Raw genomic sequence first — 25,729 nt, forward strand, 5'->3', positions numbered from 1 at the left:
CCAAGGAGGAATCATTCATGAATTTAAGAACCTTTATAGAACGCCCCGTATTATCGGCAGTCATCTCTATCACGATTGTCGTAGTGGGTATCATCGGGCTGTTCAGCTTGCCCGTTGAGCAGTATCCCGATATTGCTCCGCCTACCATTATGGTGAGTACCACCTATTATGGCGCCAGTGCGGAAACATTGCAGAAGAGTGTTATTGCGCCTTTGGAAGAGGCGATCAACGGAGTGGAAGACATGACCTACATGACTTCCTCCGCCACCAATTCCGGTTCGGTGAGCATCACCGTCTATTTTAAGCAGGGCACAGACCCCGATATGGCGGCTGTCAACGTGCAGAACCGTGTATCACGTGCTACGGGACAACTTCCGGCGGAGGTAACCCAGGTCGGTGTGACCACTTCCAAGCGTCAGACGAGTATTCTGCAGATGTTCTCATTGTATAGTCCGGACGACAGTTACGACGAGAACTTCCTGTCCAACTATATCAGCATCAACCTGAAACCGCAGATTCTTCGTATCTCCGGTGTGGGCGACCTGATGATTATGGGCGGTGAATATAGTATGCGTGTATGGATGAAACCGGACGTGATGGCGCAGTACAAACTGATTCCGTCCGATATCACCGGTGTGCTTGCCGAGCAGAATATCGAATCGGCTACCGGTTCGTTCGGTGAAAATTCCGATGAGACTTATCAGTATACGATGAAGTACACCGGACGTCTCATTACTCCCGAAGAATTCGGGGATATCGTCATCCGTTCCACCGACAATGGCGAAGTCTTGAAACTGAAAGACGTTGCCGATATCCAACTGGGACAGGACAGCTACGCTTACCACGGTGGTATGGACGGTCATCCGGGGGTATCCTGTATGGTGTTCCAGACGGCAGGTTCCAATGCGACCGAAGTAAATCAGAATATCGACAAACTCCTCGAAGAGGCAAGTAAAGACCTTCCGAAAGGCGTGGAACTGACGCAGATGATGAGCTCCAACGACTTCCTGTTCGCTTCCATTCATGAGGTGGTGAAAACGTTGATCGAGGCTATCATTCTGGTTATCCTTGTGGTGTACGTCTTCTTGCAGGACTTCCGTTCTACATTGATTCCGCTGGTCGGAATTGTGGTTTCCCTGGTGGGTACGTTTGCTTTCATGGCGATAGCCGGATTCAGTATCAACCTGCTGACCCTGTTTGCGCTAGTGCTCGTTATCGGTACGGTGGTGGATGATGCCATTATTGTCGTCGAGGCGGTGCAGGCGCGGTTCGATGTGGGCTACAGGTCGTCATATATGGCAAGTATCGACGCTATGAAAGGTATCAGTAATGCCGTTATCACCTCTTCGCTGGTATTTATGGCGGTGTTCATTCCGGTGTCCTTCATGGGCGGCACTTCCGGTACGTTCTATACCCAGTTCGGTTTGACGATGGCGGTTGCGGTAGGTATCTCCGCTATTAACGCGTTGACTTTGAGTCCGGCTTTGTGCGCATTGCTGCTGAAACCTTATATTAATGAAGACGGAACGCAGAAGAACAACTTTGCGGCACGCTTCCGTAAGGCTTTCAATTCGGCTTTCGATGTGATGGTGGATAAATATAAGACGATTGTATTGTTCTTTATCAAGCGCAGATGGTTGACATGGTCGTTGCTGGCTTGTTCCGTGGTATTGCTTGTGTTACTGATGAATAACACGAAGACCAGTCTGGTACCCGACGAAGATCAGGGTGTTATTTTCGTGAATGTAAGTACGGCGGCAGGCAGTTCGCTGACAACGACGGATAAGGTGATGGAACGTATTGAAAAACGCCTGATAGAAATACCTCAACTGAAACACGTGCAGAAAGTGGCCGGTTACGGATTGTTGGCAGGACAGGGTAGTTCGTTCGGTATGTTGATTCTCAAACTGAAACCGTGGGACGAACGTCCGGGTGATGAGGACAATGTGCAGTCGGTGATCGGTCAGGTATATGCGCGTACGGCTGATATCAAGGATGCCAGTGTGTTCGCCATCTCTCCGGGTATGATTCCGGGTTACGGTATGGGTAATGCGCTCGAACTCCACATGCAAGATAAGATGGGCGGTGATATGAACGAGTTCTTCACCACCACCCAGCAATACTTGGGAGCTTTGAACCAGCGGCCTGAAATATCGATGGCTTATTCGACGTTCGACGTTCGCTATCCGCAGTGGACGGTAGAGGTGGATGCGGCTAAATGTAAGCGTGCAGGTATCACGCCCGATGCAGTGTTGAGTACGCTGTCCGGTTATTACGGTGGACAGTATGTGTCCAATTTCAACCGTTTTTCTAAAGTGTACCGTGTCATGATTCAGGCCGATCCGGTGTTCCGTTTGGACGAAACTTCCCTCGATAATGCTTTTGTGCGTATGTCGAATGGAGAGATGGCGCCATTGAGCCAGTTCGTTACGCTGACCCGTAGCTACGGTGCGGAATCGTTGAGCCGTTTCAATATGTATAACTCCATTGCGGTAAATGCGATGCCGGCCGACGGATATAGTACGGGAGACGCCATCAAGGCTGTGCAGGAAACTGCCGAACAGTCTCTTCCGAAAGGCTATGGCTATGATTACGGAGGTATCACCCGTGAGGAAAACCAGCAGAGCGGTACGACGATCATTATTTTCGGTATCTGCTTCCTGATGATTTACCTTATTTTGAGTGCACTTTATGAGAGCTTCATTATTCCGTTCGCTGTGCTTTTGAGTGTGCCTTGCGGATTGATGGGTAGCTTCCTTTTCGCCTGGATGTTCGGACTGGAGAATAATATTTATCTGCAAACAGGTTTGATTATGTTGATCGGTCTGCTGGCGAAGACGGCTATTTTGCTGACGGAATATGCTGCCGAACGTCGTAAAGCAGGTATGGGGCTGATTGCTTCTGCGGTCAGTGCGGCTAAAGCCCGTCTGCGTCCGATTCTGATGACGGCATTGACGATGATTTTCGGTCTGTTCCCGTTGATGATGTCAAGTGGAGTGGGAGCCAACGGTAACCGTTCATTGGGTACGGGTGTAGTAGGTGGTATGACCATCGGTACATTGGCGTTGCTCTTCATCGTGCCTACTTTGTTTATTGCTTTCCAGTGGTTGCAGGAACGTTTGCGTCCCGTGCAGAGCGTCCCGACGCATGACTGGCAGATTGAAGAAGAAATCAAAGTGAGCGAGGAAGAAAAATCTAAAGCTGGAAAAGAATAATTGATGATTAAAGGTTTTAGACCTGAATTAAAATAAGAACTAATGAGAAAAATAATCATTCTGTCCGCAGCAACGCTTATATTGAGTAGTTGCGGTATCTACAATAAATACAAACCGGTATCGGAAGTTCCCGAAGGACTTTACGGCAGCGAGTCTGTTGCTGCCACCGATACGGCAAACTTCGGTAACCTCTCGTGGCGGGAGGTCTTTACCGACCCTTATCTGCAGAATTTGGTGGATTCGGCACTCTTGCGCAACACCGATATGCAGACTGCCCATTTGCGTGTGAAAGAAGCGGAAGCCACGCTGTTGACGTCCAAACTGTCTTATCTGCCTTCTTTGTTTCTGGCACCGGAAGGAGCTGTCAGCAGCTTCGACCGTGGAAAGGCTACACAAACTTATTCGCTGCCCGTGACTGCTTCGTGGGAACTGGATATTTTTGGAAAGGTGACAACAGCAAAGCGTCGTGTGAAAGCTGCCTACGAACAGAGCAAGGAATATGAACAGGCTGTCAAGACGCAGTTGGTAGCATCCGTTGCCAATACGTATTACACCTTGCTGATGCTCGATTCGCAGTATGAGATAGCTGTGGCTACCGAAGCTGCCTGGAAAGAAAGTGTGAATGCCACCCGTGCCATGAAAAAGGCCGGGATGGTGAATGAGGCCGGACTGGCGCAGACGGAGGCTACCTACTTCAATATATGTACCACCGTACTCGACCTGAAAGAGCAAATCAATCAGGCGGAAAATTCACTGGCACTTTTACTGGCAGAAACTCCCCACCAAATACAGCGTGGCAAACTGGGAAATCAACAGTTGCCGGAAAACTTCTCCGTGGGTGTTCCCTTACAGATGCTTGCCAACCGTCCTGACGTGCGTAGCGCAGAATTTTCGTTGGCACAGGCTTTCTATACCACGAATGCCGCCCGTGCCGCTTTCTATCCTTCCATCACGTTGAGCGGCAGCGCAGGGTGGACAAACAGTGCAGGGAGCATGATTGTCAACCCGGGTAAGTTCCTGGCCTCCGCCGTGGCTTCCCTGACGCAGCCTTTGTTTAATAAAGGAGCGAACATCGCCCAACTGAAAATAGCGAAAGCCCAACAGGAGGAAGCCCGCCTTAGTTTCGAACAGACCTTGCTGAACGCAGGCGTGGAAGTGAACGAGGCACTGGTGCAGTACCAGACTGCCCGCGAGAAAGCCGACTACTACAACAAGCAGGTGGCTTCCCTGCAAACAGCAGCCAAAAGCACAAGCCTGTTGATGAAACATGGCAACACCACTTATCTGGAAGTATTGACCGCCCAACAGACGTTGCTCAACGCGCAACTGTCACAAGTAGCGAACCGCTTTACCGAAATCCAGGGCGTAATCACTTTGTATCAGGCATTGGGTGGCGGCCGTATGTAGGGAGGTATGTATGAATCCAGAAACACTGCGTTGCCGGATACTCGACTACACCAAGCGGGAAATGTACCAGCATGGTGCCGACGGGTTGACGATGGATGATATAGCCAGGGGAATGAAGATGTCGAAGCGGACACTCTACAAGCTCTTTCCCAGCAAAACGAGTCTGTTCCGTGTCTGTCTTTCTGATTTTGCCAACGGAATCAGAAGCCGGATCCAGCAAAAACAGATACGGATGGACAGCTCGTGCATGGAGGCACTTTTCATCACAGTGGATGGCTATCTCACCCTGCTTCATTCGCTGGGGAAGAAGTTGCTGATGGATATTGCTACCGACAGGGAATACCGTGCTGCTTTCGAGCGGGAGGAAGCTTTCTGGTTGCAGCAGTTGATTGATGTCTTGACGCATTGTAAGATTTGCGGTTATTTACTTCCCGGAGTCGATCCCGACCGTTTTGCACCGGATTTGCAGGAGGTCATCTACCAGAGCAGCTTGCAAGGCACCCCGTACCTGGTGCAGCGTATGTTGAACTATACGCTTCTGCGGGGGCTTTTTAAGATGGACGGTATCCGTTATATTGACGAACACCTGAAACCTGATAATTTGAATGTTTGTGTATGAAGAGAAAGAGGTGGACTACCCTGCAAAGGGAGCTCACCTCTTTTTATTTTCTTCGTTCGTAAACGGTTGGTTACAAGATAGTGCCTTTATGAATCCGATTACTTTATAACCCTTCGATTATGCTTAAAGGTAAATCGGTACATTCGGCGATAGACTCATTGTCTATCCCTTTGGCTTTCATGTTCCGGGCTATTTTCAGCTGGGCTCTTTGTGTACCTTCTTTCATTCCTTTCTCTATACCTTTCTCCAACCCTTCTTTTATTCCTTTTTGTTCAGCTGCATCCATTGTCACCAAATAATCTCGGTACACTTTGACGCTATTGTCGTATCGCTCCCTGTCTTCCGGAGACATAGAAGCCACATCAGCGATATCTTCCAATTTCTCGAAGACAGCTTTTCGTGCCTTGAACGGCATGCGTTTTAAAGTTTCCATATTATTTAATATATAAATCCAACGTTCAAAATTCGTTTCGCATTCCTCTTCGTTTTTGTTGAAGAGAGGGAGAGCGATAAAGATTTCCCGGAACTTATCCGAGAAGAGTTCTCCTGTTTCCCTGTCACTTAGAATAACATCCGTGCGGAGTTTTATGTTCTTGTCGATAATGAAATTCATCAAGAAAACTCCGTATACGGCTTTTATTTCAAACTTCCATTCATTGCCTACCCTTCCTTGATTGATGATGGCACGCGATAAATAATAAATCGAGCGTTCTTTGAAGTTGCTTTGCATACGGTTCTGCATTTCAACGATGATTTTTTCGCCTGTGTCCGTGGTGCAATATACATCATAGATAATACCTCGTCCTTCCGGATAGAGCGGCAATTGCTCATTATTCAAAAACTGTAAGTCCGTTATCACTCGTTCACCTTCGAGCAGGTCGTTCAGAAATTCGATTAGTAAATCCTTAGACACTTCTCTGCCGAATATTAGTTTGAATCCGTAGTCGGTGAACGGATTGATAAATTTACTCATTGTTTTGGGTCGCTTCTTTTTATGTTTTGCAAAGAGACGTTTCTCTTTATACATAAAAAAGAGGCTTTTTCTTCGTACTACAAAGGTACGATAATTCTTGGTTTTCCATCCCTTTTGCAGTAAAAATAAAAAGGTTCCTTGTTTATAGGCAGACTTTTCCGCTTTATCTTCCCCTGATTAGCTTTTTCAGTGTCCCGTTGTAGGTGTTTTCAAATTCCGTCGGATGATTGAGTGCCCAAAGAATGTAATCACCCGGTTCATTCTTTTTGAGTAGGGTAGGGCGGTATTGGGAACTAAGAATTTTCCATAAAATACCGCCGGGGCCTCCCAATTCTTTACGTCGGGCAAGGGCGACAATCGCTTTTACGGTCTGTTCGTTCCGGATGCCGATAGTTTGCATATTAAGTAGAAGTATAGCTTCCGAGCCTCCTCCCGCTTGCATCCCTTCCGAAACCGTTTCTTTTCCAATCGATTTATCCAAAGACAAACCCTCTACAACGACAGGCGAAGCCTGAAAAACGCTGTTTGACGGAACGGGCGGCATGCTCCTCTCATTCTCCTTTCCGTCTTTTCCTTCCCTCTCTGTCTCTATGTCTTTTTTTATTTCAGGTTTGATTTCATTTTCCATATTCCTTTCCTGTTTACCTTTGATATCTGTATCCGTTTCTTCTTTTGTTTGTGGCATTGTTGTAGCAAATTCATGGGGTTTTGTAACATCTTTGCCGGAGTTGGCACTGGAGTCATCCGTATTTTCCGGTTCTATTTCACTACTCTCCTCCTTGATATTCCAGAAATGTTCCAGGGGTAATTTATATTTTCTCCGGCTGTCGGTGATGATTTTATGATATTGTTCCTGAATCGCCTGTGAAGTCAGTACGCCATACTCCTTATATATAAGATCATCGAACAGCCCCACTGACAGGCAATCATCAATGATGGCCTGCATTTCCTCCTCCCCGCAACACGCTTCCTGGGCGATGTCGAAAAGAGTGTCTTTGTTCCACAAAATATAATAACCTTTTTCTTTATAGATGAGGCAGAGCAGCGAAGTGAGTGCGGCAATCCCTGCCGCGTGGTGGCGACAGGAGATGCGGCGTACTTTTCTGTCCTGCAGAAAATTGACATCGAGGGGGAAATAATCTAATCCGGGTTTGGAAATGCGGGCCATGATGATAAAATGCTGGTTGTAAATGGTTGATTATTACTGAATAAATTCTGCTTTTACATCGAAGCAGGGGCAAGATTTTATATACTCGTCAGGTGAGATAATGCCGTCTCCATTGAGGTCAGGACTGGTGTCCCGATGCCCTATCACCTGCTTCAGAGAAGGGAAGACAAGGCGCAAATCTTCTACCAGCCGGACGAGCGCTTCACGTTGCGCTTCCGTTCGTGTGTCGGCAGGCCGGCCGTTCCTGTCCAATCCGCCAATGTAGCAGATGCCGATAGACCGATGGTTCCAACCTGTACAATGCGCTCCGTCGAGAGCAACATCTCTTCCCGGTTCTATCGTACCGTCGAGACGGATGACGAAATGATAACCGATAGAACGAAAACCACGTTGACGATGCCAGCGGTCGATGTCGGTAGCGGTAAAATCCTGTCCCGCACGAGTGGCGGAACAGTGGATGATGATCGTGTCTTTCATGGCAGAATCCTCCTTTCCTGTTTGCAGACGGCACGTGAGATAACCCCGAACGCAATAGCCTCCTCTTTGGACAGTTGGCGGTAATATTGCTTTGTTACTGAATGGAGCACCGGAGAGAAGGGAGCATCCATCGGCGGCGTTGTCGTTTGATTAGGCATGGTGGGCCGATTAGGTATTGTCGTCCGATTAAGCACTGTGGTCTGGTTAGGCCTTGTCTGAACCATAATAAAAGCATCTCCCCGATGATGTTGCACACGCAAGGCGTGTTGTTTCACGCGGTCCGGATGCTTTAGTTGGAGGATAAGCCAGTTTCGGTGCGCAGGCTTCAGACGTTCCTCTCTGACCATTTCTTTCATAGACGGGTAGGCACGCAATACTTTCCCCGTTGCATCCGTAACGGCGAAAGGTGTTTGATGAGATCCCACTCCCGTACGTCGTAATCCCGTCCGGATGGCGTGCATCATATTGGTGTATGCATCGCACCATTCGAGGTTTGACACGTGGTTGTTCATCGTATTGCCATCGAGGTGGTTAATCTGTGGCAGCTGCTCCGGGTTGGGGATGAATGCTTTGGCAACCAAACGATGAATTTTGTATTCGATACAAACACCTTTATTCGGCAGTATGACAGTTTCGTAACCGGTCCCCATGATTTTGGCACAAAGGATCAACTTTGATCTGCCCTTGAAACTCAATACCCGTCCGTGATCTGAAATCATATAGTCGGGGTTTTCTTCAATAAATCTCCAATTTTCCATACTTGATATTGATAATGTTAATAAAATTATACTCTGTTAAAAAATAATCGTTTTTCTGAATCATGCGGGGAGAAACGGCGTTTCCTCCATCTGTTAAACGGCGCTTTCTGGTGCGGAGAAACGCTGTGGTCTGTATGTGTTAAACGGCGTTTCTTCCTCCTCCTCCGTATGAGGTTCGAGCCGTTCGGCACAATGAATCAGAAACTCCAGTTCTTCCCGGCAGCCTTGAATGGCCTCGTATAGCGAATCTACGTTATACTGTCTGCAAAGCGCCTCCCATTCTTTTCGTTCCTGCCCGTTCATTCCGTTCTTTTGCAGATTCATTTTTACTTGTTGCTGTCTTGCCCGTCCGTTTCGATATCCAGAAAATTTTCAGCGTGAAAGGTGCGCCAGCCTTTGGCTTCGATATCATAGTAGACAACGAACGTATTTTCCGGTTTGGGTAGATACGGACGGTGGAAACTATGTTCATATCCGGTGAGGGTGCCGGTGGCATGTCGGATGGTTCCATCCTGTTTGGTGTAGCGGAAACAGACATTTCCGTGATGCATCTGCCGGATGAGAGCCCCTATCCGGTGAGCCGTGACGAGTGCATCGTGCCGGTTCATACCGTTGTTTTGCCGGATGACGGCAGCTTGCTTCATTAGCTGTACCCGTTGGAAGGAATGATTTTTTTCAGTTTCAGTCATTTTGATTCGTTTTAATGATTTGATTATGGGGACAAAGGTAGAGAGCAGGTAATGCAAAGGCTGTCCAAGCTTGAACCATAATGAAACGTTGAAACTTTTAGTGCAGGAATGCTTTCTCTTTTTTAGCGCAAATCACAGCTTTTGGAACGAGTGATTTCTTTCCTCTTTGGCAGATTTTATTTCATCTATTTTCTTGATAATACCGGTAAGGTAGAAAATGGGTACCCCAAACCCTCTTTCTTTGTGAAAATATGGATGAAAAATATAGAATGTGTCATGCTTGAACATATATGTTAAAATAAGCATTGTACTTTTGTCGTGAATTTTATATGTAAATATTAAATAAAATGTAAAAAAATGACTAAGGTAGAAAGAGAAGTGGTTTTTAACAGTGAAAATGGTCAGAAAGAAATGACCGGTGTACGTCACAGCGACGATGATGTTAAGAAGAAAGTAATTGATTGTGTTTTTAAGTTGGGGCAACTGAATAATATTCCAGAAAAATATGTTGAAAAGAATTCGGATTGTTCGCGTTCGTCCGTGGGGCGTGTGTACAGGTGTAATTTCGACGGTCGGAGTCCTATACCAAATTGGACAACTATCTTTAATTTTTTCTCTTGTGTGATTGGAAAGGCAACGATTATTGTCAATATTCCGGAGGTGTTGTGCTGGATTCTGAAGCTTTTTCTAGGAGATTCTGCGGATGTAGGCTATACAGTTGATGATAGTCATCATATTCGTATAGATATTCAGTTTCATGACGATAAAACACTGTTCCTGGAGACTGGTGAAAAGGAAGGAAAGGTGAAGAAAAAAGATGGAAAATAGAAGAAAGCGGGAGGGGAGTTACCAAGTTCTTGATGAACTTGGTACATTATTGATAACGAACTTTCCATCGAGGTCGGTGGTGGTTCCTATAGATGTACCTTTAACTAAAACGGATGCTCCTATGACGGGCTGGTTGTCTTCCTCGGAGAAGACAACGCCCATTACCTTTCTGGAGGTTTGAGCGATTGCCAGGCTAATGCCTGCTAGCAGGCAGGTTAATAACAGCGTTAGTTTTCTTTTCATATAGTTTTTATATAGTAGAATAGTCTGTTTTGCTATCTTACGATTCGCAAAAGTAACCACTTTTTTAGAAAAACAAAGAAAAATATGAAAAAAAATATAAATTTGTGCTGTCGATACAAAATACTTGTAGCAAAAGGACTTAAATACAAGATAAGTACATGAAAGGCGGTTTCTTATTTCTTTTTGGTGATTAATAAACGAAAATAAGTATCTTTTTGATAAATAAATGTGGATAAATTCGTAGATAAGATGTTTAATAACACATAATAATCTGCAAATAAATAATTGCAGGTAGAAAAAAGATAGTTTATTGGACAAAGAAAGAAATTCTATCCGTAGTCTCTTATATTAATACCCTAATTGGGGAGACGAGAGTTGCTGCCGGACTTGAAGTTTGCTACATGAAAGATATTTTCTACCTTTTCAGTAAGTAGATAAAAAGCAAAAAAGGACGATTTATTTTGCGTTTCACTTCCTTTTTTGCTTTTCTTATTCCCCTTTCTGTATTTTCTTTTTTATATTTATTAAATATTTTGTGCTCAAGCACTTATGGAAGGAGGGGCAGAAAATGCATGAGTTCATCAAGAACTTTGCAAATCACCTATGTCGGCATGAAGTCGCAGGATGTTCCCATCAAGTCCGGGACCATCAAGGTAATGATGAAATCCGATTCCGAAGTATTACAGGAAGTGGTAGTGACCGGTATGCAGAAAATGGATAAACGTCTTTTTACCGGAGCCACCAAACAATTAAATGCCGATAATGTGAAGCTGGACGGTTTGCCCGACATTAGTCGCGGACTGGAAGGTCGTGCGGCAGGAGTTTCCGTTCAGAATGTTTCGGGCACTTTTGGAACTGCCCCCAAGATTCGTGTGCGTGGAGCCACTTCCATTTACGGAAGTTCCAAACCGTTGTGGGTTGTTGACGGCGTGATTCTGGAAGACGCCATCGACGTAGGTCCCGATGATCTTTCCTCCGGTGATGCCGAGACACTGATTAGTTCCGCCATAGCCGGACTGAATTCCGACGATATCGAGAGTTTCCAAATTTTGAAAGACGGTTCGGCAACCTCCATTTACGGTGCACGTGCGATGGCAGGCGTTATCGTAGTCACCACTAAGAAAGGACGTGCCGGAGTCAGCAAGATCAGTTATACGGGCGAGTTCACCACCCGTGCTATCCCCAGCTACAAAGAATTCAATATCATGAATTCGCAGGAACAGATGGGAATCTACAAAGAAATGGAACAGAAAGGCTGGTTGAACAGTGCCGACCTTTTCCGCACCAGAGACACCGGAGTGTACGGTCGTATGTACCGCCTCATCGACGAATACAACAACAGTAACGGCCAACGCGGACTGCTCAACACCACCGAAGCCCGTAACGCTTACCTCCGCGAAGCGGAAATGCGCAACACTGACTGGTTCGACGTGCTTTTCACCAATGCCGTTTCGCAGAACCATTCCGTCAGCATCACCGCCGGAACGGAAAAATCCTCTTTCTATGCCTCCTTGAGTGCCATGCTCGATCCGGGTTGGTACAAGCAGAGCAAGGTGAAACGCTACACGGCCAATGTGAACACAACCTATAATATATATAAAAATCTGTCGCTCAACCTCATATCCAACGCCTCCTACCGCCAGCAGAACGCGCCGGGAACGATGAACTCCACCCTCGACATCGCATCAGGAAAGATGTCCCGCGGATTCGACATCAACCCTTATTCATACGCGCTCAACACAAGCCGCACACTCGACCCCTCTGTGGACTATATCAGCAACTACGCCCCATTCAATATTCTCCACGAACTCGACAATAACTACATCGAAATCAATATGGTCGATGTGAAATTTCAAGGCGAGATGAAGTGGAAAGTGGTTCAGGGACTCGAATTGAGTGCCCTCGGAGCCGTTAGATACCAGACTTCATCGCAGGAACACAACGTGCTCGACGACGCCAATCAGGCAATCGCCTACCGCACCGGTATGGACGACGCCACCATCCGCGAGCAAAACAAATTGCTCTATACCGACCCCGACAACCCATACGCCCTGCCTATCACCCTGCTGCCCGAAGGCGGTATCTACCAGCGTCAGGACCGCCGTATGCTGGGACTCGATTTCCGTGGAACACTCTCATGGAATCATCTTTTCGCCGAAAAGCACATCGCCAACTTCTTTGCCGGAATGGAAGTGAACAGCCTTCAAAAAACATATTCCTCTTTCCAAGGCTGGGGAATGCAATATTCGATGGGGGAAATTCCGTCCTACATCTACCAGTTCTTCAAGAACGGTATCGAATCCGGTTCGCGCTATTACAGCCTGGGACACTCCGAAACCCGGAGTATAGCCAGCTTCTTCAACGCCACGTATTCTTACGACGGACGCTACACCCTCAACGGCACTTTCCGCTATGAAGGAACCAACCGCATGGGACGCAGCCGTTCATCCCGCTGGCTACCCACATGGAACCTGTCCGGTGCCTGGAACGTGCATGAAGAATCTTTCTTCAAAGCGCTGCAACCCACCCTTTCCAACCTGACACTGAAAGCCTCATACTCCCTCACCGCCGACCGCGGCCCGGCGGAAGTGACCAACTCGCAAGCCATCATCCGCAGCTTCTCGCCCTACCGCCCCTTTACCGACATTCAGGAAACGGGACTTTATATCGATGACATCGAGAACAGCGAACTCACTTACGAGAAAAAGCATGAGCTGAACATCGGCATCGACCTCGGCCTGCTCGAAAATCGCATCAACTTCTCCGCCGACTGGTACCAGCGTAACAACTACGACCTGATCGGTGTAGTCCCCACACAGGGAGTAGGCGGCGTCATCAACAAATATGCCAACGTAGCCACCATGAAATCTCACGGTGTGGAATTTACGCTCTCCACCCGCAACATCCGCACGAATGATTTTTCATGGAACACAGACTTTATCTTCTCCTATGCCAAGAACGAAGTCACCCAGCTGAAAGGACTCACAAGTATGATGGAACTCGTTTCCGGCAACGGCTTTGCCCGCGAAGGATACCCCGTGCGCGGACTCTTCTCCATCCCTTTTGCGGGACTTGATGAAGACGGTATTCCGCAATACCTCATCGACGGAAAAGTGACTAGCACCAGCATCAACTTCCAGGAACGCGAAAAACTGGATTACCTGAAATACGAAGGTCCTACCGATCCCACCGTCACGGGAAGTTTCGGTAATGTATTCACCTATAAAGGCTTCAAACTAAATGTCTTTATGACTTACTCTTTCGGCAACGTAGTCCGCCTCAACCCGGTGTTCAACTACAAATATTCCGACCTTACCGCCATGCCGCGTGAATTCAAAAACCGCTGGACTGTTTCCGGCGACGAAGCGAGAACGAATATCCCGGTGATACTTAGCGACCCGCAATATAGGACGAATACATCGCTTTATCTTGCCTACAACGCCTACAACTATTCTACGGAGCGCATCGCCAAAGGCGATTTTATCCGCATGAAAGAAATATCACTGATGTATGAGTTCCCGAGAAGCTGGATCGCTCCTGCCAAAATATCCAACCTGTCGCTCAAGTTGCAGGCTACCAACCTCTTCCTGATCTACGCCGACAAGAAGTTGAACGGGCAGGACCCCGAATTTGTGAACACCGGAGGGGTGGCATCCCCCGTTCTGCGTCAGTTTACCCTCACCCTGCGTCTGGGACTGTGATTGTAACCCCCAATAGAGAACCCGAAAAAATATACGATAGATGAAGACGAAAATAAACCATATACTCCCTGTGCTGCTGCTCACCGCAGCTTCCGGTCTGACTACCGTTTCCTGCAATGATTTTCTGGACAAAACACCGGACAACCGCACGGAACTGAACACCGACCAGAAAATAGCCAAACTGCTTGTATCGGCCTATCCCGACGTATCACCCAACGAACTGTTCGAACTCTACAGCGACAACTCCGATGATAGCGGCCCCACCTACGGTTACTACCAGCTTTCCGAAAAGGAATGTTACAACTGGGAAGATACCAAAGAGGAATATCAGGACACACCCAATTCCCTTTGGGGAGGTTATTACGGTGCAATTTCAGCCGCCAACATGGCACTCAAGGCGATAGAGGAGAAAGGAAGTCCGGCATCGCTCAACCCGCAGCGCGGTGAAGCACTGGTGTGCCGTGCCTACTGCCATTTCATGCTGGCAACTATCTTCTGCAATGCTTATGACACTCATGCCTCCGAATCGTTGGGAATCCCCTATATGGAAGACGTGGAAACCACCGTGTCTCCCCGTTACGAGCGCGGCACGCTGGAAGAAGTGTACCGGAAAGTGGAGCGTGACCTCCTGGAGGGAGTGGAACTGATTTCGGACGACGGATATTCCGTCCCCAAATACCATTTCACCCGCAAGGCCGCCTATGCCTTTGCCGCCCGTTTCTACCTTTATTATATGAAACCCGATTTCTCCAACTGCGACCGGGTGATTGACTTTGCCACCCGTGTGTTGGGCAGCAACCCCGACGACCTGCTCCGCGACTGGGAAGCATTGAGCAATCTTTCCGTGAACGGAAATGTGCAGGCAGATGCGTATATTGCTTCTTCCAATGAGGCCAACCTGCTGATAAGCAGCACCGTCTCCAACTGGGGCGCACTCGGAAGCGACTACCTGGTAGGCCCGCGTTACTTCCACAACCAAACGCTCGCCACCAGCGAAACCTGTCTTTCTGCAGGACTGTGGGGCAGCTCGGATTATTTGTATCTGAAACCTTTCTCTACCACCGGATTTGTAGCCAGCATCCTGCGCAAGAGCGGACTTTATGATGGCGGCTACCTTTATTATATGCCGGTATTGTTTTCAACGGACGAAACCCTGCTTTGCCGTGCCGAAGCATACGCGTTGAAGAAAATGTACCCCCAGTCGGCTGCCGACATCACGAGCTGGCAACGTGCCTACACCCGCAACAAATCGGCCCTGACACCCGACCAGATCAATGCGTATTATGATAAAATGAATTTCTACACGCCTTTCACGCAACAGACGCCCAAGAAACAGCTAGCTCCCGATTTCACTATTGAGGAAGGGATGCAGGAAAATATTCTTCACTGTATTCTGCACATACGCCGTGTCACTACCCTGCACGAGGGGATGCGCTGGCCCGATATCAAACGGTACGGTATTATGATTTACCGTCGCAACATGGCTACTCAACGTGTCACCGACGAAATGCCGCCGAACGACCTGCGCCGTGCCATCCAGATTCCGCGAAACGTGATCGTGGCGGGAATGCAACCTAACCCGAGAAGAAACTAACAGAGAAAAAAGTGAAAATTATGAAGAAACAGATCATTTACTCTTTGCTTGCTCTCACCACAGTCTGCCTGGGGGCTTGCAACAATAACGACGAGATAGACACCGCGAACAGCATCTTCTCTACCGAACCTCTGGAGAGAAATGCTTTCGATTACTGGCTGCTCGACAACTACACCTATCCTTATAACATCGACTTCATGTACCGCATGAAGGATATCGAGAGCGATCATAAATACAACCTCGTGCCCGCCGACTATGACAAAGCGGTGGCACTGTCGAAAATCATCAAACACGTCTGGATGGACGCTTACGTCGAACTGGCAGGAATGGATTTTCTCCGTGTCTACGTACCCAAGACATTCCACCTCATCGGATCGCCCGCCTACGAAAGTAGCGGTAACATGGTGCTCGGCACGGCAGAAGGCGGGAAGAAAATCACCCTCTACAACGTGAACGACCTCAACATAAAGAAGATCAATATCGAAAAGCTCAACGAGTATTATTTTGAAACGATGCATCATGAATTTGCCCATATCCTGCATCAGAAACGGAATTTCGACCCTTCTTTCAACCGCATCTCGGAAGGAAAATACGTGGGAGCCGACTGGTATTACTACATGACCGCCCAGGGTGCCATGCCCCGCACGGACGATGTGGCCTGGTCCGACGGTTTCGTGACGGCTTATGCCATGAGCCAGTCCAACGAGGATTTTGTGGAAAATATAGCCATGTACGTCACGCATACGCAGGCCTACTGGGACAATATGATGACGGCAGCCGGAGAATCGGGCGCTGCCATCATCAACAAGAAATTCACGATTGTCTATAACTATATGCGCGACACATGGGGGATCGACCTCAACGAACTTCGTAAAATCGTGCTGCGCCGCCAGCAGGAGATTACCGAAATTGACTTGAGCACTATTCAATAAGTGCCGGTCACCTCTTGTTTTTTTGATTGACGATTGGATGATTATTTAATTACACATTATTATGATGAAGAAAAATAGAACGATATATTTCCTGTTGGCCCTTGTCTGCCTGGGTTTGCAGTCGTGCCTCTTTCAGGAAGAAGATTATTTTGACGATTCGTCTGCCAACCGTGCCACGGCCGATGTGAAGCGTTGCAGCGAACTGCTGGAAGCAGCACCCAACGGATGGGTGATGGAATATTACGTCGGTAAGGACTACTCGCTGGGAGGTATTACCCTGCTTTGCAAGTTCGACGGCCAGCGGGTGACGATGGCTTCGCAGATAGCGGGAGCGGATGAGACGGTCAGTTCGCTTTATAGCGTCAAGTCCGAGCAGGCGACGATGTTGTCTTTCGATACCTACAATTACCTGGTGCATTATTTCGGGCAACCGCAGGGAAGTATGGCCGACGACCCGAACGGAACGCTCGGAGGCGACTACGAATTCGTGATCTCCGATGCCACCGCCGACCGTATCGAACTGAAAGGCAAGAAATATGGCAACCGCATCGTGATGAAGGCTTTTTCTGCCGACCAGACGTGGAAGCAATATCTCACCCGGATAAAGAAAGTGGAAGACGATGCTTTCTTTTATGAATACGACCTGCGGATGGACGGACTCTACACCGGGCAAATGCTACGCAGCAACTATACGTTCATTGTGACCTATTATGACGAAGTTGGAAAGGTGCATCAGAAAACCGTACCTTTTATGTTTACCACCGACGGAATGCGTTTTCACGAACCGGTGACGATAGACGGACAAACCATGCAGAATTTTGTCTGGAAGAACGAGGAAATCAGCTTTGTCTGTACCGACGAAGGAGCTACAGGAGTGAAGATGAAAGGCATCTACATTGACGGATATCAGAGCTACGACTATTATCCGGGCACTTATTTGATGGATTTCTACCGTCTGAACGGTGCGACGAACCAACTGGAAGTGGCTTCGCAGGAGATTCAACTGGTGAAGAACGAGGACGGCAAGAGCTACTGGCTTAAAGGACTCGAATATGACATTCTGGTAACTTACGACAAGCCGCGTGGCGGACTTTCCATCCTGCCGCAATTCTTGAAGAAAGTACAGGGAGGTTACGTATATCTGGCTATGTGGGATTTGATGAATGATTACGTTTTGCGCAGTCCGGCAATCGGTCTTATCAGTTATCCTACCACCGACGGCATTTATCTGGTGGACAATGGAGTGTGGATAGGTGAAATCTCCGGATTTATCTTCGGTGTGTACAACTCGCAGGATGAGGAGGCCTCTTTCATGGGATACACGGATGCAGTTGCAGCAATCAGGTTGGTTAAAAAAACAATAGAAGAATGATATGATGAATAAGTTTTTTATACTGTTATTATCTGCGTGCTGTCTGCTGACGACAGCGTGCGACAAGGAAAACGATGAAACGGCACAAGGCTTTCGCATCATGAAGGCGGACGTCGATCTGGTAGCCGGAGGCGGAACAGTGGAAGTGGCTTTGCAGGCTACCGGAGAACTAACTGCCGTTTCGGGTGCGGACTGGTGCAGGGTAATCGAAGTGACAAACGAAAAGATAACTTTGCTTGTCAGAGCCAATTATGAATATACGTCACGTGCCACGCAGGTGACCGTGAGCGATGGCAATAGCGAACAGAAAATTGTAGTGACGCAGGAGGGAAATATTTTTGCTCCCGACTCCGACCAGCAGGTGATACGCCTCGGAAATGCTCCTTCACAGACGATTGTACGGGTGAATAGTTCGTTTGATTTCAAAGTGAGCGTGCAGCGGGGAATCGACTGGCTGGAAGTGCCGGCTGCTTCAAAAGAAGATGGTTTCTTGCTTGTGTTGAAAGAGAATAAAACCGGAAATCCCCGTGCCTGCCAGTTGTTGGTCAGCACCAATGAAGGGCGGAAGTTCCTTTACTACGTATATCAGTATGAAGTGACAGACTTGCTCGGAGCGTGGGGAAACAGCCGGATTTATGTGAAATGGGACACGAAGGATATCGAAGACGCCTATCCCTTGTCGGCTACTGAAATTTCGAAGAATGTCGATGGCGAGGGATATACCATTAAGATGTCGTTGGCAAATACTCCGGCGGCACAATATCTGAAAGACCCCGCAAAGGCTACGGTTTCATTGCAGGCTACCTATAAGAATGGATCGTTTGTGGTACCTATCGGTGCGGCACAGAAAGACTTTACAGTCGTGGAAGAGGTTGCGGATGAGGCGGCAGAAGGCGCATCGGACGGAACATCGGATGATGGGGCAGGTGTTGTTTTGCAAACCCTGTACGGTTTTTCTGTAGCGGCTTCTTCCAATATTTATTCGAAAGGAAATTTCGGTTTCGCTCCTGTGCTCTATCAGGACGGTTCTGTCGGAATCAGTTTTCAGGACGTGGCCGGAGCACCGGAAAGCGGATGCTACCTGGCGATAGCATTGTTTGACGGACAGCAGTTCCTGACCGGAACGCTGAAAGATTATATCCTTTTCCCGGATATTGCACTTTTCAGATAAAACGAACATTACCTTGATGAATAAAGAAAAGAACTACCGTTGTGAAACGGAATGAGAATTTACTAATTCTCTCTTAATTTAACTTTACTATATGACAGGCGGGGATACTCGCGCGAAGAATGGGAATCCTTTTCCCGGGCTTACTCCGCCTTTTTTATGATTCCCGGTCGCTACGGAAGTTCTTTTCAATGATGTAAAATATATAAATCAGTCTGATATGGATAAGAAAATAATGAAGTTGTTGGGTGTCTGCCTGTTCGCTGTTGCGTCTGTGGGGGTGTTGACCGCTTGCAGTGACAATGACACCGAAAATCCGGAGGGAGGAAAACCCGGTGGAGAAGACGTAAACCCGGCGCCGGAAGTGGTGGAGTTTGTCAACTCCAACCTGGTGTACTGGGGAGATAAAGACGGAGTGGGAACGGATCATTTTGTATTGACGCTTTATACGGATATGGAAGTGGATGCTACTGGTAATCCGATAGGACCGGGCAAGATCATGGCGTTCAGCCTGAATGTCCCGCCATTTGCTTCGGAAGCTACGGAATTTCCGCTCCCTGAAGGCACTTTTGATGCAGCATTGAACGGATATACGTTTGATGAATGGACATTCAACCTCGGATATATGAATCAAATCGATCTCCCGACCGGAAAGGTGGATATTCCTGCCGGAACTTTCTACGGTGATGTGAAATCTTACTCTACGAGTGTCGATGCCGATTTGCTTTCCGGTGGTAAAATAACGGTGAAACGGCTGTCCGGTGGTGGATATTCGATTAGCGGAACATTGGTGGGCGATCTTTCCTTGAAACGTTATTTCACCTATACGGGAAAAGTAATCACCATCGACCGTCACGAAAGCAAGGATGAAACTCCTAATTCTACGCTGACCACCGATATTGCACTGAATGGATGGACGCAAGCCCGCCTGCAGGATAAGGGCGATTCTTATTATCTGCAAGATGAGTCGTGCCGGGTAGTCGAGCTTTATCTGGCGGAAGAGAGTATAAGTCTTGTCGACACTTGGCCGGCCGGTAATGGAAGAGTATTGAAGGTGGAATTTTTCGTGGAATGGGCTACGGATGTAACACAGGGTATTCCGGCAGGTACTTATACGGTGGTGGCGCGTGATAAGGAATCATATGGTATCCCGCGCGAGTTGCTGAAACCGGGAAACATAGCTTCGGGCTATCCTAACGGCTTTACTTATCCGGGAGGAACCTGGTATGAGAAACTTCAGAACGGAGCCATGAAAGAATATGCACGCATAGACGGCGGAACCATGACTGTGGCACGCGACGGTGACAAACACACGCTGACGATAGATTTTATTGACTGTGATAAGGAACACCCGAATCATGTACGTACCACTTATTCGCAGGATGCTCCTATTACCGTATTTGATTATCGTCCGCAGTAAACACGGGTGGATGGCATCATTTTACTAATAACGCGATTTTATAATTAACCCAAAAAACGAGAAATATGAAAACTAGATTTATTTCCTTTTTCTTATTCATGTTGGCAATGAGTTGTTTTGTGGCATGTAGTGACGATGATCCGGCCACTGATCCCGAACCGGAGCCGGAACTGGAACCTGTGGAAACAGTGAATACGTATACGTATAAGGATAAGACGATACAAGCTAAATCGGTGTCTTGTTTTGAACAGGATGGCATTGTGTATGTGTGTATGAGTCCGTTGCAGAGTTTGGAAACGCTTGAAGACTTTATGAATAGCGGAAAGGAATATGTGATGCTGGGAGTGGATAAGAGTCTGGTGGGCAGTCCGGTTACGGTAGGCAGCTCTGAAGGTGACGATTATGTGCTTTATTACATGGATGCCGATGGTGAGGCTATTGTAGCCGTGGACCCTTACGAATGGGAAGAGGTGCTGACGCAAGGCAAGATCACTTTGACGATGACTCCGGGTGAGAATGAGATATCGGCTGTGAAAGCTACTTTTGATTGTACGCTGAAAAGTGGCGGTAAGTTTACAGGGGAGGCTGGTTGTAGCTACAAGGCTCCTGCAAAGTTGCCCAGTGAATTTTCTTTCGGAAGTGAAGTGCGTCCGTTGAAATCGGCGGTGGCTACTGTCATCGGAGGGATTCAATACCTTTATCTTAGTCCGGACGCGGGAGTGACAACGGTGGAAGATATGTCGGACACGGAGTTCCTGATGATCGGAATCAATCCGGATATGTTGGGACAGGTATTGGATATCACGTCTTATGACGGTACGGATTATGCTTTCTATAATATGACAGAATTGGGAGCTGACGATCTGGGTGCGGTGGAGCCTTATGGATGGTCTGAAATATGTTCGGCAGGTAAGTTCAAAGTAGAAAAGACGGACGATCATGTGAAAGTAACTTTTAGCTTTACTTTGCTTTCGGGTGAAAAGTTCGAAGGTTCTTATGAGGGTGCTTATTCTGAAATTAAGCAGAGTACGACGAATATATTAACGTTGAACGGAGAAAAAACGCGTGACATCAAAGCTACTTTCTATGAAAAGACAGATGCAGGAGTAGCGTTGTATCTCACTCCGTCGGGAATTTCATCTGCTGCGGACTTGGAAAATGTAAACTCGTATTATGTGCGCCTTTTTGTTCCGAATGCAGGACTTAACGGGCAGGAGGTGGATATTACAGATACCAATCTGGCTTTTGAGTTTACTTATTATAGCCCGTATGACGAAGAAAGAATACAAATATCCAAAGGTCACCTGGAGGATGCGGCAGGTACGTTCAGTGTATCGAAATCAGCGGATAATGAATATTCATTGACGCTTAACCTCAAATATTTGGGTGATAATAGCCTTAAAATATCAGGTAACTATAACGGTGCTTTCGCGGTGTATGATACGACGATCCCGAATGAATATCGCTTAGGGGCGGACGGTACTCCGGTCACTATCCAGTCTGTGGTGATAGATAAGACGGATGCGGATATTTGTGTTATTTACCTTTCACGACAACCAGGTATCACTACTGTGGCGGGAATGTCGGCAGCGGATGCAGTGGTGCGTCTTTCGAAAACAATGCTGGATGGAGTGCTCCGCGGATTCTCCGGTGATGATGAAAATGTGAAAATCTCGATTACGTATGAAGGAGTGACTTACAGTCGGGCTAATACCACATTGGGCAATCTGGCTCTGGGAGGCCGGACTTCGGTGTCTCTTCAGGGCAATGAAGTTGAAATGACTTTTGAAGTGGTAGGTATTAAGAAATATGGCGATGCCAGTTTGTCCGGCTACTATAAAGGTGCGGTGACAGTAATAGAGTGACGATTTAATGAAGTGTATTCATGAAGAAAATCTTATTGAAATATTTAAATTTATATGTTTTATCGGGATTGCTTCTGGTGGGTTTTGCCGGATGTAGTGACGATAAAGATAATGATCCGGTAAATCCCGGTCCGGATGTGGAGGAATTGCCTTCCATCGGTACTTATTCATTCCGGGGGGAAGCGAACAGGATCGTGTCCGGTGAGGCTACTATGGACGGTGGTTATTTTACCTGTATCTTTTCTCCGGAAAAGATACAGGACGGGAAAACTAGTACTTATTTTTTGTTTTCTCTGGGTATGTATTGGGAGGGGCAAGTGGTGGATGCATCGACCTTGTACCAAAACGACCAGTATTTCTTTATTTACGAAGATCCGTTCTATTATTATTCCCAATATAAAAGGGTGACGGGAACGTTTTATGTGAAGCGTAACAACGATGAGAATGTTACTGTCAAATTGAATCTGCGGCTTCACGACGGTGTCCGTTTTAAAGCGGAGGTTACAGCCGATTTGATGAAGCCGTCGGGAGAAGGTACTCCGGAATGATATAATCCTTTTTTTATATAATGAGCGGACAGTTCGTTACAGATTATCTTGGACTCTTTATAACAGCAATCAGCAAGTTATAATTTGATTCGCGTGATCTGTGATGAAATGTCCGCTTTGCTTTGGCTTGCCTTTTTTCTTGCCTTGTTTGGCTTTATCTTTCTCCGAATGATATTTTCTTTGTAAAAGAGTCGTTTCAGGGCTCTCCTAAAAACTTGAAGAACAGCCTTACTTGTGCCGGAGTGAGCAGGATGGCTTTTTCACTATATCCGGTTTGAGCGAGTGCGGCTTGCAGTGCAGTGTTCTTGGCAATCCAACTACGGAGGGTGCGTCGTGCCGAGGCGGACTGTATGTGAGGTAGGTAAAGTCCGGCCAACTGGCTTTTGCTATAGGCTTGTATGCGGGTACGGCTCTCTGTTTCTGCTTTTGGAGTTGTTTCTGTTTTCATATTGACTGTTTTTTAGAGGTTTATTTTGTATGAACTCATGCAAAGGTACGCCTTTTTATGTCGGTTGGTTCTGTTTTGTACAGAAGCCTTTGTAGGCATGAATCGTATCAAATTGTGTTTGTCTGTTCTCTCTTGCGACGGGTTGTAACATCGTGTTTCCCTGCTTTTTTCTCTTCGTGTACTTTTGTCTTCGTAATCGGTTACAAACAGTAGTTATTTATTCATCAATCAAAAAAGAAAGGAAAACAGTATGCCATTAATTTACAAACCTTATCAGGCAACACTTGCCAACAAGGAAGGACAGAAACTTTATTATCCCCGTCTGGTGAAATTCGGGAAAATGGTCAATACGCAGAAAATGGCGGAATTGATTGCAGAAAAAGCCTCGCTGACGGCGGGTGATGTTCATAACGTGATTCGTAACCTGATGTCGGTGATGCGCGAACAGTTGCTCAACAGCCGCACGGTGCGCCTCGAAGGCTTGGGAACATTTACAATGATTGCCAAAGCAGGAGGAAAAGGAGTGGAGTTGGAGAGTAAAGTCAGCAGTTCGCAGATCACTTCATTGCGTTGTCAGTTTACCCCTGAATACACCCGTGCCGCTAACAGAAGTGCTACCCGCGCATTGACCACCGGAGTGGAGTTTGTGCACATCAAGGATGTAGCGGGTTCGTTTGTGGCCGACGATGTCGTTGACAAAGACCCGGATGACGGCGACGAACCCGGTGGCGGAGGAGGAGAAGCGCCGGACCCGGCCGCTTGACCGGAAGTGCAGCTGGCAGCTGAATCCGTAGGGATTAACTGATAAGTTTGTCAGGCAAACTAAAGCTTATTGATAGACTTATCAGTAGCCGCGAATCGGGTATAGCTGATGGTTGCACTTCGACCGATATAAAATAGATTATCAACCTTAATAGAAAAGCGAATGAAATTATTACTGGAAAAGTTGTTAGACATTCTTGAGGCTGTTCTGCGGTTCCGTCATCGGAGAAGCAGTAAGACGGAAAAAGATTAGTGTACGTGTAAAAAAATGATCCTGAAAAAAAACGAAACGTGCCGCCCGCACATAGCTCACGGAACCGGTAACAAACGTGGAGCAACTCATAAAGTGAAAGTAAAGTAAGGCTCAAGGTTCAAATGAAGAAGCTGTCTCCCGATGAATGAGGCAGCTTCTTTTTTTGTACCCATTTATTTTTTTCTATTCTTGACCGTATTCAACAAAAAAACTCTATCTTTGTTTTGTAATTGAGACACAGCATATAATGGGAAGATTTATCAATCCCTTTACCGATTTTGGCTTTAAGTTTTTATTCGGCAGAGAGGTAGAAAAGGAGTTGTTAATCGACTTCTTGAACGATTTGCTCGTAGGAGAGCATGTGATTACCGACATTCAGTTCCTTAACAGTGAACAGCAGCCGGAAGTAAAAACAGAACGAGGTCTTATCTACGACATCTATTGCGTAACCGATACCGGTGAACGTATTATCGTAGAAATGCAGAACCGGGAACAGCCTTACTTTAAAGATCGTGCCCTCTTCTATCTTTCTAGGGCCATTACGCAGCAGGCGAAAAGGGGAGTTTGGAACTTTCAATTGGATGCCGTGTACGGAGTGTTCTTCATGAATTTCGTGATGGACAAGGATATGCCCTCTAAAATCAGAACGGATATCGTTCTTTCTGACAGGGATACGGGGAAGCTCTTCAGCAACAAGTTCCGGCAGATTTTTATCGAACTGCCGAACTTCAACAAAGAGGAGGATGAATGTGAAAATGATTTTGAACGCTGGATTTATATACTAAAGCATATGGATACACTTGACCGGATGCCTTTCAAGGCTCGCAAGGCCGTCTTCGAGCGACTTGAAAAGTTGGCTTCCAAAGCAAATATGACCCAGGAGGAAAGAGCCCAGTATGAAGAAGAATGGAAAGTTTATAACGATTATTTTAATACGTTGGACTTTGCTGAACAGAAAGGCTTGCAAAAAGGTAAAGAAGAAACAGCTCGTAATTTGAAAGAATTAGGAGTGGCTGACGATATTATCATAAAATCTACCGGGCTTTCGAAAGAAGAAATCGAAAAATTATAATTTCTTTCATTTTATCGGAAAGAAAGGTTTGGTCGAAAGTGAAAAATAGTCTGTAACTTATGAAGCAAAAGATAGTTGTGGAGACTTTTAACACATTCTTTTTTCGCTAAGAGTGAAGTAGCTAAAAACTATATATGTCTTTTGGGTGAAATAAACGGAATTGGAAGGTTCTTCGTCAAATTTGGTGGTAATCTCTTTTTTATTTCAACTGTCTTCT

Annotated in this window: 22 protein-coding genes; 14 read left to right on the forward strand and 8 right to left on the reverse strand. The window is 46.8% G+C overall.

The annotated features are described in order from the left end of the window. The first annotated feature begins 17 nt into the window (after positions 1–17). From DWZ47_RS16610 to DWZ47_RS16620, 3 genes are read left to right on the forward strand one after another with little or no spacing between them, the layout of a single operon-like run. Positions 18–3,215: an efflux RND transporter permease subunit gene (locus DWZ47_RS16610; RefSeq protein ID WP_004306872.1), complete on the forward strand. Its 3,198-nt coding sequence runs from the start codon at positions 18–20 to the stop codon at positions 3,213–3,215. 42 nt (positions 3,216–3,257) lie between these two features. Further along, entirely contained in the window at positions 3,258–4,622 is a 1,365-nt protein-coding gene (locus DWZ47_RS16615; protein ID WP_117513835.1) for a TolC family protein, read from the forward strand. Positions 4,623–4,632: 10 nt separating this feature from the next. Continuing rightward, positions 4,633–5,241: a TetR/AcrR family transcriptional regulator gene (locus DWZ47_RS16620; RefSeq protein ID WP_004321749.1), complete on the forward strand. Its 609-nt coding sequence runs from the start codon at positions 4,633–4,635 to the stop codon at positions 5,239–5,241. A gap of 103 nt (positions 5,242–5,344) precedes the next feature. Here the strand turns inward: DWZ47_RS16620 and DWZ47_RS16625 are convergent, their stop codons facing one another. The 6 genes from DWZ47_RS16625 to DWZ47_RS16650 all read right to left on the reverse strand — a co-directional run bounded on the left by DWZ47_RS16625 (position 5,345) and on the right by DWZ47_RS16650 (position 9,306). Beyond that, positions 5,345–6,268, reverse strand: a complete 924-nt coding sequence (locus DWZ47_RS16625; RefSeq protein ID WP_083793666.1) for an Rpn family recombination-promoting nuclease/putative transposase — start codon at positions 6,266–6,268, stop codon at positions 5,345–5,347. 109 nt (positions 6,269–6,377) lie between these two features. Continuing rightward, positions 6,378–7,382: a DUF4373 domain-containing protein gene (locus DWZ47_RS16630; RefSeq protein ID WP_008650360.1), complete on the reverse strand. Its 1,005-nt coding sequence runs from the start codon at positions 7,380–7,382 to the stop codon at positions 6,378–6,380. 33 nt (positions 7,383–7,415) lie between these two features. Further along, positions 7,416–7,859: an N-acetylmuramoyl-L-alanine amidase gene (locus DWZ47_RS16635; protein WP_004296748.1), complete on the reverse strand. Its 444-nt coding sequence runs from the start codon at positions 7,857–7,859 to the stop codon at positions 7,416–7,418. Beyond that, a complete protein-coding gene (locus DWZ47_RS16640; RefSeq protein WP_004296749.1) occupies positions 7,856–8,617 on the reverse strand; it encodes an HNH endonuclease in 762 nt (253 codons plus the stop codon). Before DWZ47_RS16640 ends, DWZ47_RS16635 begins: the two co-directional genes overlap by 4 nt. A 93-nt stretch (positions 8,618–8,710) precedes the next feature. Continuing rightward, positions 8,711–8,941, reverse strand: coding sequence for a hypothetical protein (locus DWZ47_RS16645; protein WP_004296750.1), 231 nt, complete (start codon positions 8,939–8,941; stop codon positions 8,711–8,713). A 2-nt stretch (positions 8,942–8,943) separates the two neighbouring features. After that, entirely contained in the window at positions 8,944–9,306 is a 363-nt protein-coding gene (locus DWZ47_RS16650; RefSeq protein ID WP_004296751.1) for an SH3 beta-barrel fold-containing protein, read from the reverse strand. Between the two features lie 357 nt (positions 9,307–9,663). On the opposite strand from DWZ47_RS16650, the gene DWZ47_RS16655 reads away from it, so the two are divergent. Next, positions 9,664–10,134, forward strand: coding sequence for a hypothetical protein (locus tag DWZ47_RS16655; RefSeq protein ID WP_004296754.1), 471 nt, complete (start codon positions 9,664–9,666; stop codon positions 10,132–10,134). Between the two features lie 18 nt (positions 10,135–10,152). On the opposite strand, the gene DWZ47_RS31315 is transcribed toward DWZ47_RS16655, so the two are convergent. Beyond that, positions 10,153–10,377 carry a carboxypeptidase-like regulatory domain-containing protein gene (locus DWZ47_RS31315; RefSeq protein ID WP_004310107.1) on the reverse strand — a complete coding sequence of 75 codons (225 nt, stop codon included), beginning with the start codon at positions 10,375–10,377 and terminating at the stop codon, positions 10,153–10,155. Between the two features lie 572 nt (positions 10,378–10,949). Here DWZ47_RS31315 and DWZ47_RS16670 point away from each other — a divergent pair. From DWZ47_RS16670 to DWZ47_RS16705, 8 genes are all read left to right on the forward strand, one after another. Further along, positions 10,950–14,078: a SusC/RagA family TonB-linked outer membrane protein gene (locus DWZ47_RS16670; RefSeq protein ID WP_117513837.1), complete on the forward strand. Its 3,129-nt coding sequence runs from the start codon at positions 10,950–10,952 to the stop codon at positions 14,076–14,078. Positions 14,079–14,118: 40 nt separating this feature from the next. Then, positions 14,119–15,672 (forward strand): RagB/SusD family nutrient uptake outer membrane protein, encoded by a 1,554-nt coding sequence (locus tag DWZ47_RS16675; RefSeq protein WP_117513839.1) that lies wholly within the window; start codon positions 14,119–14,121, stop codon positions 15,670–15,672. Between the two features lie 20 nt (positions 15,673–15,692). Then, entirely contained in the window at positions 15,693–16,604 is a 912-nt protein-coding gene (locus tag DWZ47_RS16680) for a putative zinc-binding metallopeptidase (protein WP_004326042.1), read from the forward strand. Between the two features lie 61 nt (positions 16,605–16,665). Next, positions 16,666–17,976 (forward strand): DUF4302 domain-containing protein, encoded by a 1,311-nt coding sequence (locus DWZ47_RS16685; RefSeq protein WP_117513840.1) that lies wholly within the window; start codon positions 16,666–16,668, stop codon positions 17,974–17,976. A 1-nt stretch (position 17,977) separates the two neighbouring features. After that, on the forward strand, positions 17,978–19,147 hold the full coding sequence (locus tag DWZ47_RS16690; protein WP_117513842.1) for a BACON domain-containing protein: 1,170 nt from the start codon (positions 17,978–17,980) through the stop codon (positions 19,145–19,147). Between the two features lie 217 nt (positions 19,148–19,364). Further along, positions 19,365–20,564, forward strand: a complete 1,200-nt coding sequence (locus DWZ47_RS16695; protein ID WP_117513843.1) for a hypothetical protein — start codon at positions 19,365–19,367, stop codon at positions 20,562–20,564. Between the two features lie 65 nt (positions 20,565–20,629). Beyond that, a complete protein-coding gene (locus DWZ47_RS16700; RefSeq protein ID WP_022200250.1) occupies positions 20,630–22,429 on the forward strand; it encodes a hypothetical protein in 1,800 nt (599 codons plus the stop codon). A 20-nt stretch (positions 22,430–22,449) separates the two neighbouring features. After that, a complete protein-coding gene (locus DWZ47_RS16705) occupies positions 22,450–22,977 on the forward strand; it encodes a hypothetical protein (protein ID WP_004296771.1) in 528 nt (175 codons plus the stop codon). A 196-nt stretch (positions 22,978–23,173) separates the two neighbouring features. Here the strand turns inward: DWZ47_RS16705 and DWZ47_RS16710 are convergent, their stop codons facing one another. After that, positions 23,174–23,425, reverse strand: a complete 252-nt coding sequence (locus tag DWZ47_RS16710) for a DUF4248 domain-containing protein (protein ID WP_004296773.1) — start codon at positions 23,423–23,425, stop codon at positions 23,174–23,176. Positions 23,426–23,675: 250 nt separating this feature from the next. Here DWZ47_RS16710 and DWZ47_RS16715 point away from each other — a divergent pair, with 250 nt between their 5' ends. After that, the gene (locus tag DWZ47_RS16715; RefSeq protein WP_117513845.1) at positions 23,676–24,188 is read left to right on the forward strand and encodes an HU family DNA-binding protein; all 513 of its coding nucleotides are present in this window, start codon (positions 23,676–23,678) and stop codon (positions 24,186–24,188) included. 499 nt (positions 24,189–24,687) lie between these two features. Continuing rightward, positions 24,688–25,512, forward strand: coding sequence for an Rpn family recombination-promoting nuclease/putative transposase (locus DWZ47_RS16720; RefSeq protein WP_004310114.1), 825 nt, complete (start codon positions 24,688–24,690; stop codon positions 25,510–25,512). Positions 25,513–25,729: the final 217 nt, after the last annotated feature.

It is taken from the genome of Bacteroides sp. AF32-8BH, assembly GCF_003435205.1.
GTDB lineage: Bacteria > Bacteroidota > Bacteroidia > Bacteroidales > Bacteroidaceae > Bacteroides > Bacteroides ovatus.

What these genes read in the sequence shown, in the direction of transcription:
- DWZ47_RS16610 (WP_004306872.1), top strand. Translation starts at nt 18, where the DNA reads ATGAATTTAAGAACCTTTATAGAACGCCCCGTATTATCGGCAGTCATC.
- DWZ47_RS16615 (WP_117513835.1), top strand. Translation starts at nt 3,258, where the DNA reads ATGAGAAAAATAATCATTCTGTCCGCAGCAACGCTTATATTGAGTAGT.
- DWZ47_RS16620 (WP_004321749.1), top strand. Translation starts at nt 4,633, where the DNA reads ATGAATCCAGAAACACTGCGTTGCCGGATACTCGACTACACCAAGCGG.
- DWZ47_RS16625 (WP_083793666.1), bottom strand. Translation starts at nt 6,268, where the DNA reads ATGTATAAAGAGAAACGTCTCTTTGCAAAACATAAAAAGAAGCGACCC.
- DWZ47_RS16630 (WP_008650360.1), bottom strand. Translation starts at nt 7,382, where the DNA reads ATGGCCCGCATTTCCAAACCCGGATTAGATTATTTCCCCCTCGATGTC.
- DWZ47_RS16635 (WP_004296748.1), bottom strand. Translation starts at nt 7,859, where the DNA reads ATGAAAGACACGATCATCATCCACTGTTCCGCCACTCGTGCGGGACAG.
- DWZ47_RS16640 (WP_004296749.1), bottom strand. Translation starts at nt 8,617, where the DNA reads ATGGAAAATTGGAGATTTATTGAAGAAAACCCCGACTATATGATTTCA.
- DWZ47_RS16645 (WP_004296750.1), bottom strand. Translation starts at nt 8,941, where the DNA reads ATGAATCTGCAAAAGAACGGAATGAACGGGCAGGAACGAAAAGAATGG.
- DWZ47_RS16650 (WP_004296751.1), bottom strand. Translation starts at nt 9,306, where the DNA reads ATGACTGAAACTGAAAAAAATCATTCCTTCCAACGGGTACAGCTAATG.
- DWZ47_RS16655 (WP_004296754.1), top strand. Translation starts at nt 9,664, where the DNA reads ATGACTAAGGTAGAAAGAGAAGTGGTTTTTAACAGTGAAAATGGTCAG.
- DWZ47_RS31315 (WP_004310107.1), bottom strand. Translation starts at nt 10,377, where the DNA reads ATGAAAAGAAAACTAACGCTGTTATTAACCTGCCTGCTAGCAGGCATT.
- DWZ47_RS16670 (WP_117513837.1), top strand. Translation starts at nt 10,950, where the DNA reads ATGAGTTCATCAAGAACTTTGCAAATCACCTATGTCGGCATGAAGTCG.
- DWZ47_RS16675 (WP_117513839.1), top strand. Translation starts at nt 14,119, where the DNA reads ATGAAGACGAAAATAAACCATATACTCCCTGTGCTGCTGCTCACCGCA.
- DWZ47_RS16680 (WP_004326042.1), top strand. Translation starts at nt 15,693, where the DNA reads ATGAAGAAACAGATCATTTACTCTTTGCTTGCTCTCACCACAGTCTGC.
- DWZ47_RS16685 (WP_117513840.1), top strand. Translation starts at nt 16,666, where the DNA reads ATGATGAAGAAAAATAGAACGATATATTTCCTGTTGGCCCTTGTCTGC.
- DWZ47_RS16690 (WP_117513842.1), top strand. Translation starts at nt 17,978, where the DNA reads ATGATGAATAAGTTTTTTATACTGTTATTATCTGCGTGCTGTCTGCTG.
- DWZ47_RS16695 (WP_117513843.1), top strand. Translation starts at nt 19,365, where the DNA reads ATGGATAAGAAAATAATGAAGTTGTTGGGTGTCTGCCTGTTCGCTGTT.
- DWZ47_RS16700 (WP_022200250.1), top strand. Translation starts at nt 20,630, where the DNA reads ATGAAAACTAGATTTATTTCCTTTTTCTTATTCATGTTGGCAATGAGT.
- DWZ47_RS16705 (WP_004296771.1), top strand. Translation starts at nt 22,450, where the DNA reads ATGAAGAAAATCTTATTGAAATATTTAAATTTATATGTTTTATCGGGA.
- DWZ47_RS16710 (WP_004296773.1), bottom strand. Translation starts at nt 23,425, where the DNA reads ATGAAAACAGAAACAACTCCAAAAGCAGAAACAGAGAGCCGTACCCGC.
- DWZ47_RS16715 (WP_117513845.1), top strand. Translation starts at nt 23,676, where the DNA reads ATGCCATTAATTTACAAACCTTATCAGGCAACACTTGCCAACAAGGAA.
- DWZ47_RS16720 (WP_004310114.1), top strand. Translation starts at nt 24,688, where the DNA reads ATGGGAAGATTTATCAATCCCTTTACCGATTTTGGCTTTAAGTTTTTA.